Raw genomic sequence first — 12966 nt, 5'->3', positions numbered from 1 at the left:
AACAATGTCTGACTTGACCGATACCACGCCCGGCTGGCTGAGCTCCGACGAGCTCGAGATGGCGCGCGCCCGCATGCCGATCCTGTACGTCGAGGCGGTGCCCGTGCGCGTCGACGACAGCGGCGAAGTCACCAGCATCGGCCTGCTGCTGCGGATCGGACCGGACGGCAACGTCAACCGGACCCTGGTCTCCGGCCGTGTGCTGCACCACGAGCGGGTCCGCGACGCCCTGCTGCGCCACCTGGAGAAGGACCTCGGCCCGGTGGCCCTGCCCCGCGTCCCGACCTCGCTCCAGCCGTTCACGGTGGCCGAGTACTTCCCGACGCACGGCGTCACCCCGTACCACGACCCCCGCCAGCACGCGGTGTCGCTGGCCTACATCGTGCCGGTGACCGGTGACTGCCGGCCCCGGCAGGACGCGCTGGACCTGGTGTGGTTCAGCCCGCAGGAGGCCGCGTCGCCTGCGGTGCAGAGCGAGATGCCGGGCGGGCACGGGTTCCTGCTGCGGCAGGCGCTGGCCCATGTCGGCCTGTCGGCGTCCTGACCGTGACGGTTCCTCGGCAGCGTGCGCTGATCGGCGCCGCGGGCAGCCGCCCCTGCACCCTCGTGGTGTGCAGGGGCTGCTGCTGCGGAGACGCCCGCAAGCACCCCGGCTACGACCACGACTGGCAGCTGACCCGCCTGCGGACGGCCGCCGCCGATTCGGCCGGCGCCTTCCAGGTCCGTACGACGGACTGTCTCGGCCCCTGCGACCAGGCGAACGTGATCGTCGTCCAGCCCTCCGCCACCGGCCGTCGGGCGGGCGGTCGGGCCACCTGGGTCGGCTTCGCCATGGACGACGACTGCACGGACGAGATCCTGTCCTGGGCGATGGCGGGCGGCCCCGGTGTGGCCGCACCTCCGGCGACCCTGGAGCTGCAGTTCATCAAGGCGCCAACTGCCGCCCGCAAGGGCAGGATTGGGTCGCGCCGATCTTGATGCCGTAGGTTGGCCCGATGGGGGCGACGGCAGAAGAGACGCCGCGGAAGCGGGCGGGGAAACGTTCCGGCGGGGCGGCGCGGTCGTCGCTGCTGATGGCGCTGGGCACGGTGGTCTCCCGGGCCACGGGACTGATCCGTCAGGTGCTCCAGGCGGCCGCCCTCGGCACGGGCCTGCTGGCGACCACGTACAACACGGCGAACACCGTGCCGACGAGCCTGTACACGCTGCTGATCGGCGGCGCGCTCAACGCGGTGCTGGTGCCGCAGCTGGTACGGGCCCGGGCGACCCACGCGGACGGCGGCCGGGCGTACGAGCAGCGACTGTTCACACTGGTCGTGTCCGTGCTGGCCGTGGGCACCGCGCTGGCGGTGTGGGCGGCCCCGGGGATCGTCAGCGTGTACATGCGCGACACGCCGGACAACCACCAGGCCTACCGACTCACCGTGGTCTTCGCCCGGTTCCTGCTCCCGCAGATCTTCTTCTACGGCCTGTTCAACATCTACGGCCAAGTCCTCAACGCCCGTGAGCGGTTCGGCGCGATGATGTGGACCCCGGTCCTCAACAACGTCGTCCTGCTGGGCATGTTCGGGGCCTACCTCGGTCTGATGGCCGTGCCCGAGCGGGTGCAGGACATCACCGACGCCCAGGTGCGGCTGCTGGGCGTCGGCACGACGGCCGGCATCGCGGTGCAGGCCCTCGCGCTGGTCCCGTTCGCACGGGCCGCCGGGTTCCGCTTCCGGCCGCGGTTCGACTGGCGCGGCTCGGGCCTGGGCTCCGGCGTCCGCGCCGCCCAGTGGACGCTGCTGCTGGTGCTGACCAACCTGGTCGCGCTGACCGTGGTCACCAACTACGCCAACGCCGTCGACCAACGGCTGCCGGACGCCGGCGCGGGCTACACCGCGTACACGTACGCGCAGACGATCTGGATGCTGCCCCAGTCGGTGGTCACCGTGTCCCTGGTGACCGCGCTGCTGCCCCGGATGAGCCGGGCCGTGGCGGAAGGCCGGATCGCGGACGTGCGCGCGGACCTGTCGCGCGGACTGCGGGCGAGCGGGGTGATCATCGTCCCGGCCGCCTTCCTGTTCCTGGCCCTGGGCCCGCGGATCGCCACGCTGCTGTTCGCCCACGGCGCGGCCGACGCGGCCTCCGCGCAGCCGCTGGGCCAGATGCTCCAGGCGTTCGGCCTCGGCCTGATCCCGTTCTCCGCGCAGTACCTGCTGCTGCGCGGCTTCTACGCGTTCGAGGACACCCGCACCCCCTTCTTCCTGGCGGTCTGGATCGCGGCGGTGAACATCGCCCTGGCCACCGCCTGCCATCTGCTGCTGCCCGACCGCTGGTCGGTCACCGGCATGGCCGGCGCGTACACCCTGTCCTACCTGGCCGGACTCGCCGTGACCGCCCGGCTGGTGCGCAGACGGGTCGGCGGCCGCCTCGACGACGGCGCGCTGCGCCGGACCTACGGCAAGGCGATCGCCGCCGCGGGCCTGGCCGCCGCCCTGGGCTGGACGGCCGACCGGGCCTGCGCGGCCGCGCTGGGCGACGGGACCGTCCCGACGGCGATCGCCCTCGCCGCCGGGACCCTCACCCTGGCCCTGGTGTACCTCTGTCTGGCCCGGCTTATGAAGGTGTCGGAGCTGCGGCGGCCGTCGCTGCGGTGACCAGGTCCGTGAGCGTGGCGCGGGCCCGGGCGACGCGGGAGCGGACCGTGCCGACCGGACACGCGGTCAGCTCCGCCGCCTCCGCGTAGGGCAGCCCGAGCAGCTGCGTCAGCACGAACGCCTCCCGCCGGTCCCTCGGCAGCGCGGCCAGCAGGTCGAGCAACGCCACGCCGTCGTCGAACCCGGGCAGCCCGCGCGGCTGCGCGAGCTCCACGGCCAGCTGCCAGTCCGCCACGTCGCTGAGGCGGGGGCGGCCCGCGGCGTACCGGTAGCTGTCGATCACCGCCCGGCGCGCGATCGACAGCAGCCACACCCGCGCCGAGCACCGCCCCTCGAACCGGTGCAGACTGCCCAGCGCCCGCAGGAACGTGTCCTGCGCCAGATCGTCCACCGCCTGCGGATCGGCGCACAGATGGGCGACGTAGCGCAGCACGTCCCGGTGCAGGGCCCGCACGAACTGCTCGACGGCGTCGGCGTCACCGCTGCGGGCGGCCAGCGCGAGGGCGGTGGTGGTCTCGTCGGCAGCCGCGTAGGCGGAGGACCGCCGGTCCTTGGCGTGCTGGTCGACCTTCGAGCCGTGCCGGCTCTTGTGGTGCGTCTGGTGCTTCTGGCGTGCCTGGTGCTTCTCGTGCGTCTGGCGCTTCTGCTGGGTCTGCTGTATCTGCTGCATCTGCTCTGTCTGCTGTGTCTGCTGTGTCTGCTGGAGCGCAGGGGTCATCGTCAGGGGTCCTTCTCGGAGTGGGCGGGCACGTACGGTTCCGGCTGTCGTCAGGCGACAGCGGTCCGTGCGGGCGGCCCCCGGGAAGTGATCGCATGGGCGAGCAGAAGCATGTGCGGCGCCTGCTCCGAGCGCCCTCGGATCGCACCGGCACGAGGTCGAACGGGCGGCGCGGGCCGGTCGAACGGGCGGCGCAGCGGCGCGGCCAGCCACCCGGCCACGGCCCGCAACAGCCGGAACACGGCCCGTTCCCCGTACGCCAGCCAGAGCCCGCACAGCAGCGCGGCCAGCAGATGGGCGGCCAGCATGCCGGCCGACGCGGAGCCACCGCCCTCGGCGGGTCCCATGGCCTCCATGTCGTGGTCCGCGGCGGTCGGCACCAGCGAGAACACCGAGTGCAGGACCGCCTGGACGCCGACCGCGCCCCCCGTGACCAGCGGCACCCCGCGCTCACGCCCGGTCAGACACCAGCCCGCGCCCCCCGCGCCGACGGCTCCGCCGACCAGCACCTGCCAGGACGCCCCGTCGCCGGACATCATGACGTGCCCCAGGGCGGCGAGCACCACGCACACGGCCGCGAACATCGCGGCCCGCAGCATGCGTGAACAGCACCCCGGGATCATGCCGCCTCATCCTGGCAGCGGCATCGCCGACACCGGCGGGGCCTGGGCGAACCCACAGGGAGTACGGGAGGTTCACAGGTGGCGGCGGGCGGCGGGAGCCCTTCGAGGGCGTCGAGCACACGACCACACAAAAAGCCAGCGGGCCTGCCGTTTCCGGCAGACCCGCTGGTCGACATCACTGTCGGGACGACAGGATTTGAACCTGCGACCCCTTGACCCCCAGTCAAGTGCGCTACCAAGCTGCGCCACGTCCCGTTGCCCGTCTGACCTGGGCTTTCCCCTGGTTGAACGTGCAGGGAAACAATACCGCACTCGGGTCGGTGGTCGCGCACCCGTTTTCCCGCGCCGTCAGCCGGTCGACGGCGTCCCCAGGTCGGGGTACTCCTCCAGCAGGCGCGGCGGGGCCGCCTGGCGCCAGGAGTCGGCGAGGATGTCGCGCAGTTCGGCCTCGTCCTCGACGGCGGCCAGGCGGGCCCGCACCCAGGCGAACTGGGCCTCGTGGCCGGCGATCCAGAACTTGCCCGGCTCGGCGAGGACCAGTTCGTCGCGCTCCTCCTTGGGGCAGCGCACAGCGAGGGAGGTCTCGTCCTCGGGCAGGGTGGCGAACATCTTTCCGGCGACCCGGAACGTGGGCATGTTCCAGGCGATCTTCTCCGTCGTCTCCGGCAGGGAGAGAGCGATACGGCGTACGTCTTCGGCGTGCGGCATGTCTCGCACGGTAGCCGCAGCCACTGACAGTCACCCGGCATCGATCAGTCACCCGGCGCGATCCGCTTGTAGTACAGGGTGGTCGGGCGCAGCACGCCGAACGGGCTGGCCGCGTAGTCGGGGATCACCCCGGCCCGGGTCCACCCGGCGGTGCGGTAGAGGTGCTCGGCGGGGCTGTCGGTCTCGGTGTCGAGGTGGAGCAGGGTGACGCCGACTGCGACGGCGGCCTCCTCGGCGGTGGTGAGGAGGGTGCGGCCGAGCCCCTGACCTCGGGCGTCGCGGTGGACCATCAGCTTGACGAGTTCGGCGCGGTGGCGGCTGTTGGGCTTGTCGGGGAAGGCCAGGCTGACGGTGCCGACGACCCGGTCGCCGTCGTGGGCGGCCCAGACGGCGAGCTGTCCGGCGGCCACCGCCGCGGCCCGCTCCCGCCACCAGGCGAGGGCCTCGCCGCGGTCGAGGGGCGCGAGGAAGCCGACGGAGGCGCCGTCGTCCACGGTGTCGATCAGCAGGTCGGCCAACTCCTGCGCCCGGGCGAGCAGTCGGGGCGCGTCGAGGCGGGTCGCCGTCACGGCAGCACCACCGCCAGCGCATAGCGCACGCCCCGCTCGTCGGCGCACCGGAACCGGGTCGGCCCCCACACCCGCAGCCGCAGACAGTCCCCGGCGTCGAGGTGGTGCCCGACGTCTCCCGCCGTCACGTCGAGAGCGCCTTCCAGGACCCAGATGTGCTGTTCCAGACCGGGCACGGGCGGGCGGTCGTAGGAGATGTCGGAGCCCGCCGCGAGCCGTCCCTCGACCAGTTCGCCGCGCAGTCCGGGGTGCGGCGGGGACACCGAGCGCCGGACGAATCCGGAGGCGCGGTCCTCCCACACGGGCTGTTCGGCGGCCCGCAGCAGCGGCTCGGGGCCCGCCTCGCCCTCCACCTCTCCGAGCAGCCGGGACATGGTCCGGCCGTAGACATGGCACAGACGGTTGAGCTGCGCGGCGGTGGGACTGGTCTCGGCCCGCTCGGCTCGGGACAGGGTGGACCGGCTCAGCCCGCTGCGCTCCGCCAACTCCCCCAGGGACCAGCCGCGTTCGGCCCGCAGCTCGGCGAGGCGGGCACCGAGTCGGGCGTCAAGGCGAGCGTCGAGTCGGGCATCTAGCGGGGCGTCGACAGGGGCCGGGGCGCCCTCGACGTCTTCGAGTCTCATATTCGGGACAGTATCCCAGATATGAAACAGCCGCGTTACGTCCGGGCCGCCTCGCCGAGCGCGTCCAGCACCGGACGGATCAGCGGGTGCCCCTCCGCGCCCCGTCGTACGGCCGCGAAGACCCGGCGGGTCGGCGCCACCCCGTCGACGGGCCGGACCACCACGCCCGTCAGGTCCATGCCGCGCAGCGCCGAGCGCGGAACGAGGGCGACGCCCGCGTCGGCCGACGCGAGGGCCACGACCGCGCGGAAGTCGTCGGAGGAGTGCTCGAGGCGGGGCTGGAATCCGGCGTTCTCGCAGGCCAGGACGACCACTTCGTGGCAGGGGTTGCCGGGGTAGGGGCCGATCCACGGGTCCTTGGCCAGCTCCGCGAGGGGGACCTCGTCGGCGCCGGCCAGCCGGTGGGTCACCGGGACGACCGCGTCGAAGGGCTCGGCGTAGAGCGGGACATGGGTGAGTCGAGGGTCGTCGGCGGCCGGGGCCCCTCGGTACTCGACGGCGACCGCGACGTCCACCTGCCGGTCCAGCACCATCGGCAGGCTGGCGTCGCCCTCGGCGTCCTGGACGCGGATGCGGATTCCGGGCGCCAGCAGGGCGAGGCGGGCCAGGGCCGGCGCCACGACCTGCGCGATGCCGGTCGCGAAGGCGGCGACGGTGACCGTGCCGGCCGCGCCCGAACTGTACGCGGCGAGTTCCGCCTCGGCCCGCTCCAGCTGGGCCAGGACCACGTGGGTGTGGCTGAGCAGGATCTCGCCGGCCGGGGTCAGTCGTACGCCCTTGGCGCTGCGCTCGACCAGCCGGTGGCCCGTCTCCTGCTCCAGGGCGGCGAGCTGCTGGGAGACGGCGGACGGGGTGAGGTACAGCGCGGCGGCAGCCGCCGTCACCGTGCGATGGTCGGCCACCGCACGGAGGATGTGGAGCCGCCGCGCTTCGATCATGGTTCGATTATCGCAATATGTCCGAGCTGCTCAGGAACCCCGGCCGGCTCGGGCTTCCAGCCCTCTTCAGGCCTCCGGCCCCCGGGCCTCAGGCCTCCAGCCCCCGGGCCTCAGGCCTCCAGCTCCGCCCGCGCCGCGACGAACGCGTCCACCGCCCGGTTCACGTCCTCCGTCGAGTGCGCGGCGGACAGCTGGACGCGGATGCGGGCCTGGCCCTGCGGGACGACCGGGAAGGAGAAGCCGATCACGTACACCCCGCGCTCCAGCAGCAGCTCGGCCAGTCGGGCCGCCTTCGCCGCGTCGCCGATCATGACGGGCGCGATGGCGTGGTCGCCGGGCAGGACGTCGAAGCCCGCGTCCGTCATCCGGCGGCGGAACAGGGCGGTGTTCTCGCCGAGCCGTACGCGCAGGTCGTCGGCCGACTCCAGCAGGTCGAGGACCTTGAGGGAGGCGGCGGCGATGACCGGGGCGAGGGTGTTGGAGAAGAGGTACGGGCGGGAGCGCTGGCGCAGCAGGGCGACGATCTCGGCGCGGGCGGCGACGTAACCGCCGGAGGCCCCGCCGAGGGCCTTGCCGAGGGTGCCGGTGAGGATGTCGACGCGGTCCATGACACCGTGCAGCTCGGGGGTGCCGCGGCCGCCGGGGCCGACGAAGCCGACGGCGTGGGAGTCGTCGACCATGACCATGGCGTCGTAGCGGTCGGCGAGGTCGCAGATCTCGGCGAGGGGGGCCACATAGCCGTCCATGGAGAAGACGCCGTCGGTGACGATCAGCCGGCGGCGCGCGTCGGACGCGTCCTTCAACTGCCGTTCCAGGTCGGCCAGATCACGGTTGGCGTAGCGGAAGCGGCGGGCCTTGGAGAGCCGGATGCCGTCGATGATCGAGGCGTGGTTCAGGGCGTCGGAGATCACCGCGTCCTCGGGGCCCAGGAGGGTCTCGAAGACACCGCCGTTGGCGTCGAAGCAGGAGGAGTACAGGATCGTGTCCTCCTGCCCAAGGAAGGCGGACAGGCGCGCCTCGAGCTCCTTGTGCACCTCCTGCGTGCCGCAGATGAAGCGCACGGACGCCATGCCGTAGCCCCAGCGGTCCAGGGCCTCGTGGGCGGCGGCGACCACCTCGGGGTGGTCGGCGAGGCCGAGGTAGTTGTTGGCGCAGAAGTTGAGGACCTCGCCGGGCCGGCCGCCCGCGGTGACGGCGACGGCCCTGGACTGCGGGCTGCCGATGACCCGCTCGGGCTTGTGCAGACCGGCGGCGCGGATCTCGTCGAGGGTGGCGCGCAGATCGTCGCGCACGGAGTCGAACATCATCATTTCCTTTACAGAGTCCAGTCCAGGATGACCTTGCCGCCCTTGCCGCTCGCCGCGTCCGCGAAGGCCGCCTCGAAGTCGCGGTGGCCGTAGCGTCCGGTGATCACGGGGGCGAGGTCGAGGCCGCCCTCCAGCAGGACCGACATCGCGTACCAGGTCTCGAACATCTCACGGCCGTAGACGCCCTTGATGGTGATCATCGAGGTGACGACGCGGGACCAGTCGACCGGGAACTCCTCGGCGGGCAGTCCGAGCATCGCGATCCGGCCGCCGTGCGTCATGTTGGCGATCATGTCGCGCATCGCCTCGGGCCGGCCGGACATCTCCAGGCCGATGTCGAAGCCCTCGCGCAGGCCCAGCTCGCGCTGCCCGTCGGCGATGGACGTCCGCGACACGTTCAGGGCGAGGCTCGCGCCGATCTTGCGGGCCAGCTCCAGCCGCTCCTCGCTGACGTCGGTGATCACGACGTTGCGGGCGCCGGCGTGCCGGGCGACGGCGGCCGCCATGAGGCCGATCGGTCCCGCGCCGGTGATCAGGACGTCCTCGCCGACCAGCGGGAAGGACAGCGCGGTGTGCACGGCGTTGCCGAACGGGTCGAAGATCGCGGCGACGTCGAGGTCCACGGGGACCCGGTGCACCCACACGTTGGCGGCGGGCAGGGCGACGTACTCCGCGAACGCGCCGTCGCGGCCCACGCCCAACCCGACCGTGGCCCGGCACAGATGCCGGCGTCCGGCCAGACAGTTGCGGCACTTGCCGCAGACGAGGTGCCCCTCGCCGCTGACCCGGTCGCCGACGGCGATGTCGGCGACGTCCCGGCCCGTCCCGACGACCTCGCCGACGAACTCGTGCCCGAGCACGAGCGGCGTGCGGATCGCCTGCCGCGCCCAGCCGTCCCAGGCCCGGATGTGCAGATCGGTGCCGCAGATGCCGGTGCGCAGCACCTTGATCAGTACGTCGCCGGGTCCGACGGCGGGCTCCGGGACGTCCGTGAGCCACAGCCCGGGCTCCGCCTTCTCCTTGACCAGCGCCTTCAACGCAACGGCTCCTGTGGGTGCGACCCCGGGTCCGGGCACGCCGAAAGCGCCCGTATCCGGGGAGAGGGGTGGAATCGCTCAGCAATCTGCCGTACGACGCCACCCCTGGTCCATCGAGGATTTCTTAAGCCGCGCCGCAGCTCCGCTTCACGCCCGCCCCCGGCCCGGCCCCCGGCCCCCAGCCCCGGCTCTGGCTCTGGCTCTGGCTCTGGCTCTAGCCCAGGCGGGACACCTGGTAGTGGACGATGAGCCAGCCGTCCTGCGCACGCTTGGCCAGGACGGCGAGCTTGACGGCGAGCGTCGGCCGGTCGGTGAACGCGAAGTCGACGTCCAGGTAGCCGAGTACCAGGTCGTCCGCGAGCCGTCGGGTCTCCAGGATCCGGTACGCGGCTGTCATGCCCAGGGGCTGGGAGTCGTAGTACGCGGCGATGCCCGCCCGGCCGACGCTGTAGGGGTGCAGGCCCTGGAAGATCGCGTCCTCGGTGAAGCCGGACGCGACCCGCTGCGGGTCGTGCGCGTCGACGGCCGACTTCCATCGGTCGAGGACGCGGCGCAGGATCGCGTCGCCGTCCGTCGTGGCGGTGCCGTCTGTCGTGGTGTTCATCGCGGTCTCTCCCGTCGGGTGACTCAGTGTCCGGCGCTCATGCCGCCGTCGACGTGCAGGATCTCGCCGGTGACGAACGGGGCCGTCTCCAGGTAGAGCACGGCGTCGACGATGTCGCTCACTTCGCCCATCCGGCCCACCGGGTGCAGGGCGGCGAGGAACGCGTGGGTCTCCTCGGCGTGCATGGGGGTCCTGATGGTGCCGGGCGACACGGCGTTGACGCGGATGCCGCGGGTGGCGTACTCGATGGCGAGGGACTTGGTGGCGGACTGCAGACCGCCCTTGGTCAACGAGGCCAGGACGGACGGAACGTCGGCGTCCGCGTTGTCGACCAGGCTGGTGGTGACGTTGGCGATGTGACCGCCGCCCCTGGCGAGCAGATGCGGTACGACCGACTGCGTGAGGTGGAAGAAGCCGGCGACGTTGACGCCCGTCACGACGGCGTAGTCCTCGGCCGTGTACTCCGTGAACGGCTTGGCGACGAAGACGCCCGCGTTGTTGACCAGGGTGTCGATCCGGCCGAACCGCTCGACGGCGACGGCGACCACCCGCTCGGCGGTGGCCGGGTCGGCGATGTCGCCCTGGACGGTGAGGACGTCGGCGTCGTCGACCGGGGCGATGGTGCGCGAGGTGGCGACGACGGCGTAGCCGAGCTTGCGGTAGGCCTCGACGAGGGCGGCGCCGATGCCCTGCGAGGCGCCGGTGATGATCGCGACCTTCTGGTTCTGCGTGCTCATGATGACCTTCTCCGACCTTCTCCGAAAGGGTGACCGCTACTAGCCGACCGGTCGACTATTTGGAACGTAGGCCCGGTGACCGGGCAACGTCAAAGGTCGGAGGGGGTTCGCGCGGGACCTGTTTCCTCCCGGCTGGGAGGCGCGGGCTTCCAGTGGAGGTCAGCGCGGGAGTGCGTACGGATCGTCGGCGGGCAGCCAGGCGTCCGGGGCGGTGACGTGGAGGTCGCCTACGCCGTCGCACAGGGCGTCGACGACGGCGAGGACCCCGGCGCGGTCCTCGCTCTCGCGCCGGACCAGGGACCAGGTCCAGTACACCTTCGGCGCGACGATCTCGCGGCGGACCAGGTCGGGCGGGAGCGGAGTGGTCTGCCCCTTGGGCGAGTTGACGACCGGGCGACGGCTGCGGCGGACGTGGTCGAAGAAGGCGGGGCCGGTGACGCCGCCGTCGGAGATCCGTACGGCACGGGCCCCGGTGACCCGCGCCAGCTCTTCGCCGTAGACGTTCCAGGACGACCAGGAGGTGACGTCCTCGTCGATCAGGACGTCGGCGTCCCGGGCCGCCACGTCGGGTACGTCGCTGCTGTCGCCGCCCCGGGCGACGGCGTACAGCCGGTCGGCGCCGATCAGCCGGGCCCGCAGCCCGAGCCGCCCGAGGTCCTCGGCGCGTACCCAGCACACGGCCAGGTCCAGGCTGCCGTCGGCGACCCGCGCGGCCTGGGTGTGCGAGGGCGCGACCCACGCGTCCACATGCACCTGGGCCACCGCGGCCGTACGCGATGTCAGGTCCGGCGGCAGCCAGTTGACGTAGCCGAGCCGCACCGACTCCGAGCCCGACAGCCGGCCCGCCCGGCGCTTGAGGTCGTCGGCCCGTTCCAGCAGGGCGCGGGTGTGCGGGAGGAGGGCGGCGCCGGCCGGGGTGAGGGAGACCGAGCGGCGGTCCCGGTCGAACAGCCGCACGCCCAGGTCCCGTTCGAGTGCCTTGATCTGCTGGGAGAGCGAGGGGCCCGCGATGAGCAGCCGCTCGGCGGCCCGGCCGAAGTTCAGCTCCTCGGCGACCGCGACGAAATACCGCAGCTGGCGCAGTTCCACGCGCGCCATGCTACGCGGGCTGGGAGGCTGCGCCTATCAGCAGCGAGTAGGTCGGTCGTGGCATCGGCGCTGGTGACGGGCGCACGATGGGGGTCACGGCGGACTTCCCAACGCCACCGACCGACCAGCTCGGAGCAACGGAACAGCAGAGCGACGAAGCAGCAGAGCAGCGGAGCAACGGAGAGAGATCATGCGAGAGTTTCTGGTCGAGATCACCACCACCGTCCCCGAGGGCGCCGGTCAGGAGGAGGTCGACCGGCGGCGGGCCGCCGAGGCCGTCCGCGCCGCGGAGCTGGCCGCCACCGGCCGTCTGGCCCGACTGTGGCGTCCCGTGGGCGAGTTGCGCAGCATCGGCGTGTGGCGGGCCGCCGACGAGGAGGAACTGCACGAGAAGGTGCTCGGCACGCTGCCGCTGCGCCCGTGGATGACCCTCGCCGTCACCCCGCTCGAGTCCCACCCGAACGACCCGGGCCGGGCCGACGCGACGCGATGAGCGGACCCGGCAGCCGCCGTGCTGCGGGTCGCCTTTCCGCACGACATGGTCGTAGTACGACCCACAGCCCCGCGACGGCGGCGAGAATCGACGCGGGACGCCCGGCCGCGCAGGCCGGCCCCCGACGCTCTCGCCCCGCACTCGGCCAACTGACGTGGAGCCGCTCATGAACACCGCACGGGACCTTGCGATCGCCGCCCTGACCGTGCTGCCCGACCGTCTGGTGGAGCAGGGCAATCTGTCGCTCGCACTCGCGGGAGCCGAGGTGGTGGACCTCATCGAGGCCCGGGCGGTCGCCCTGGACGGCGACCGCATCGTGCCCGGCGCCCCCGCGCCCACGGGCGACCGCCTGTTGGACGAGGCCGCCGCTTCGCTCGTACGACAGGAGCCGTACGAGTCGGTCGAGTACTGGCTGTGGCGCCGGGGCCAGGGTCTGTCCGCGACCTACGTCGACGACCTGGAGCGGTCGGGGCTGACGACCCGGTCGCGGGGGCGCCGGATTCCGCTGCGCACGGGCCGGACCGAGCTGGTCGACTCGCCGGACCGACGCCGTGCCGAGGACCGCCGGGCGTCGGGCGAGCCGGTCTTCGCCGCCCTGGCCACCGCCGCCGGGCTCCGCGACGAGCCGACCGAGCAGCACGAGGACAACGACGGCCCTGGGAACGGTGTCGGCCTTGAGAACAGTGTCGGCCTTGAGAGCAGTGAGGGCCCTGAGAACAGCGAGGGCCGTGAGGACGGCGAGGACCTCGCCGGTGAGGCGGTCACGACCGTGCTGGCCGTCGTCGCGGGCGCGGTGCAGGAGCTGGAGGCCGTACGGCAGCGGAAGACCATCGAGGACGCCGCGTTCGACAACGTCTGGCGCGGTCTGTAGGGCCGCCTGC

Annotated in this window: 16 protein-coding genes and 1 tRNA gene; 5 read left to right on the top strand and 12 right to left on the bottom strand. The window is 72.7% G+C overall.

Going from position 1 to position 12966, the window contains the following annotated elements; all coding sequences use genetic code 11:
- Positions 1 to 4 precede the first annotated feature (4 nt).
- The 3 genes from OG562_RS36940 (at position 5) to murJ (ending at position 2639) form a co-directional block, all read left to right on the top strand.
- Complete coding sequence (locus OG562_RS36940; protein WP_266405851.1) at positions 5 to 544, top strand: NUDIX hydrolase family protein; 540 nt, start codon at positions 5 to 7, stop codon at positions 542 to 544.
- Positions 545 to 546: 2 nt separating this feature from the next.
- On the top strand, positions 547 to 978 hold the full coding sequence (locus OG562_RS36935) for a (2Fe-2S) ferredoxin domain-containing protein (protein WP_266405849.1): 432 nt from the start codon (positions 547 to 549) through the stop codon (positions 976 to 978).
- A 95-nt stretch (positions 979 to 1073) separates the two neighbouring features.
- Positions 1074 to 2639, top strand: a complete 1566-nt coding sequence (gene murJ / locus OG562_RS36930) for a murein biosynthesis integral membrane protein MurJ (protein WP_266409720.1) — start codon at positions 1074 to 1076, stop codon at positions 2637 to 2639.
- Here the strand turns inward: murJ and OG562_RS36925 are convergent.
- From OG562_RS36925 to OG562_RS36870, 12 genes are all read right to left on the bottom strand, one after another.
- Complete coding sequence (locus tag OG562_RS36925) at positions 2599 to 3357, bottom strand: sigma-70 family RNA polymerase sigma factor (RefSeq protein WP_266405847.1); 759 nt, start codon at positions 3355 to 3357, stop codon at positions 2599 to 2601. The two genes, murJ and OG562_RS36925, sit on opposite strands and share 41 nt — an antisense overlap.
- Before the next feature lie 50 nt (positions 3358 to 3407).
- A complete protein-coding gene (locus OG562_RS36920; protein WP_266405846.1) occupies positions 3408 to 3980 on the bottom strand; it encodes a hypothetical protein in 573 nt (190 codons plus the stop codon).
- A gap of 181 nt (positions 3981 to 4161) precedes the next feature.
- Positions 4162 to 4235 (bottom strand) — tRNA-Pro (locus tag OG562_RS36915).
- Between the two features lie 93 nt (positions 4236 to 4328).
- Positions 4329 to 4688 carry an MmcQ/YjbR family DNA-binding protein gene (locus tag OG562_RS36910; protein ID WP_266405844.1) on the bottom strand — a complete coding sequence of 120 codons (360 nt, stop codon included), beginning with the start codon at positions 4686 to 4688 and terminating at the stop codon, positions 4329 to 4331.
- Between the two features lie 44 nt (positions 4689 to 4732).
- Positions 4733 to 5257, bottom strand: a complete 525-nt coding sequence (locus tag OG562_RS36905) for a GNAT family N-acetyltransferase (RefSeq protein ID WP_266405842.1) — start codon at positions 5255 to 5257, stop codon at positions 4733 to 4735.
- Positions 5254 to 5880 (bottom strand): helix-turn-helix domain-containing protein, encoded by a 627-nt coding sequence (locus OG562_RS36900; protein WP_266405840.1) that lies wholly within the window; start codon positions 5878 to 5880, stop codon positions 5254 to 5256. The genes OG562_RS36905 and OG562_RS36900 overlap by 4 nt, the downstream gene beginning before the upstream one ends.
- A 35-nt stretch (positions 5881 to 5915) precedes the next feature.
- Positions 5916 to 6818, bottom strand: a complete 903-nt coding sequence (locus tag OG562_RS36895) for a LysR family transcriptional regulator (protein WP_266405839.1) — start codon at positions 6816 to 6818, stop codon at positions 5916 to 5918.
- 110 nt (positions 6819 to 6928) lie between these two features.
- Positions 6929 to 8122, bottom strand: coding sequence for a glycine C-acetyltransferase (locus OG562_RS36890; protein WP_266405837.1), 1194 nt, complete (start codon positions 8120 to 8122; stop codon positions 6929 to 6931).
- Between the two features lie 11 nt (positions 8123 to 8133).
- Positions 8134 to 9162, bottom strand: a complete 1029-nt coding sequence (gene tdh, locus OG562_RS36885; RefSeq protein WP_266405835.1) for an L-threonine 3-dehydrogenase — start codon at positions 9160 to 9162, stop codon at positions 8134 to 8136.
- 214 nt (positions 9163 to 9376) lie between these two features.
- On the bottom strand, positions 9377 to 9766 hold the full coding sequence (locus OG562_RS36880; RefSeq protein ID WP_266405833.1) for an SgcJ/EcaC family oxidoreductase: 390 nt from the start codon (positions 9764 to 9766) through the stop codon (positions 9377 to 9379).
- Positions 9767 to 9789: 23 nt separating this feature from the next.
- Positions 9790 to 10503, bottom strand: a complete 714-nt coding sequence (locus OG562_RS36875) for an SDR family NAD(P)-dependent oxidoreductase (protein WP_266405831.1) — start codon at positions 10501 to 10503, stop codon at positions 9790 to 9792.
- 159 nt (positions 10504 to 10662) lie between these two features.
- On the bottom strand, positions 10663 to 11601 hold the full coding sequence (locus OG562_RS36870; protein ID WP_266405829.1) for a LysR family transcriptional regulator: 939 nt from the start codon (positions 11599 to 11601) through the stop codon (positions 10663 to 10665).
- A 181-nt stretch (positions 11602 to 11782) separates the two neighbouring features.
- Between OG562_RS36870 and OG562_RS36865 the strand changes: the two genes are divergently transcribed.
- Complete coding sequence (locus OG562_RS36865) at positions 11783 to 12085, top strand: muconolactone Delta-isomerase family protein (protein WP_266405827.1); 303 nt, start codon at positions 11783 to 11785, stop codon at positions 12083 to 12085.
- A 166-nt stretch (positions 12086 to 12251) separates the two neighbouring features.
- Entirely contained in the window at positions 12252 to 12956 is a 705-nt protein-coding gene (locus OG562_RS36860; RefSeq protein WP_266405825.1) for a GPP34 family phosphoprotein, read from the top strand.
- Positions 12957 to 12966: the final 10 nt, after the last annotated feature.

Origin of the sequence: Streptomyces sp. NBC_01275 (genome assembly GCF_026340655.1) — a bacterium.
Taxonomy (GTDB): domain Bacteria; phylum Actinomycetota; class Actinomycetes; order Streptomycetales; family Streptomycetaceae; genus Streptomyces.
This window is presented reverse-complemented; position numbering and strand designations above follow the sequence as displayed.

Excerpts from the sequence above, each read along its gene's own strand:
- OG562_RS36920 (WP_266405846.1), bottom strand. The coding sequence starts at position 3,980 with ATGATCCCGGGGTGCTGTTCACGCATGCTGCGGGCCGCGATGTTCGCG.
- OG562_RS36895 (WP_266405839.1), bottom strand. The coding sequence starts at position 6,818 with ATGATCGAAGCGCGGCGGCTCCACATCCTCCGTGCGGTGGCCGACCAT.
- OG562_RS36860 (WP_266405825.1), top strand. The coding sequence starts at position 12,252 with ATGAACACCGCACGGGACCTTGCGATCGCCGCCCTGACCGTGCTGCCC.
- OG562_RS36940 (WP_266405851.1), top strand. The coding sequence starts at position 5 with ATGTCTGACTTGACCGATACCACGCCCGGCTGGCTGAGCTCCGACGAG.
- OG562_RS36890 (WP_266405837.1), bottom strand. The coding sequence starts at position 8,122 with ATGTTCGACTCCGTGCGCGACGATCTGCGCGCCACCCTCGACGAGATC.
- OG562_RS36870 (WP_266405829.1), bottom strand. The coding sequence starts at position 11,601 with ATGGCGCGCGTGGAACTGCGCCAGCTGCGGTATTTCGTCGCGGTCGCC.
- murJ (WP_266409720.1), top strand. The coding sequence starts at position 1,074 with ATGGCGCTGGGCACGGTGGTCTCCCGGGCCACGGGACTGATCCGTCAG.
- OG562_RS36925 (WP_266405847.1), bottom strand. The coding sequence starts at position 3,357 with ATGACCCCTGCGCTCCAGCAGACACAGCAGACACAGCAGACAGAGCAG.
- OG562_RS36865 (WP_266405827.1), top strand. The coding sequence starts at position 11,783 with ATGCGAGAGTTTCTGGTCGAGATCACCACCACCGTCCCCGAGGGCGCC.
- OG562_RS36900 (WP_266405840.1), bottom strand. The coding sequence starts at position 5,880 with ATGAGACTCGAAGACGTCGAGGGCGCCCCGGCCCCTGTCGACGCCCCG.
- OG562_RS36910 (WP_266405844.1), bottom strand. The coding sequence starts at position 4,688 with ATGCCGCACGCCGAAGACGTACGCCGTATCGCTCTCTCCCTGCCGGAG.
- OG562_RS36875 (WP_266405831.1), bottom strand. The coding sequence starts at position 10,503 with ATGAGCACGCAGAACCAGAAGGTCGCGATCATCACCGGCGCCTCGCAG.
- OG562_RS36880 (WP_266405833.1), bottom strand. The coding sequence starts at position 9,766 with ATGAACACCACGACAGACGGCACCGCCACGACGGACGGCGACGCGATC.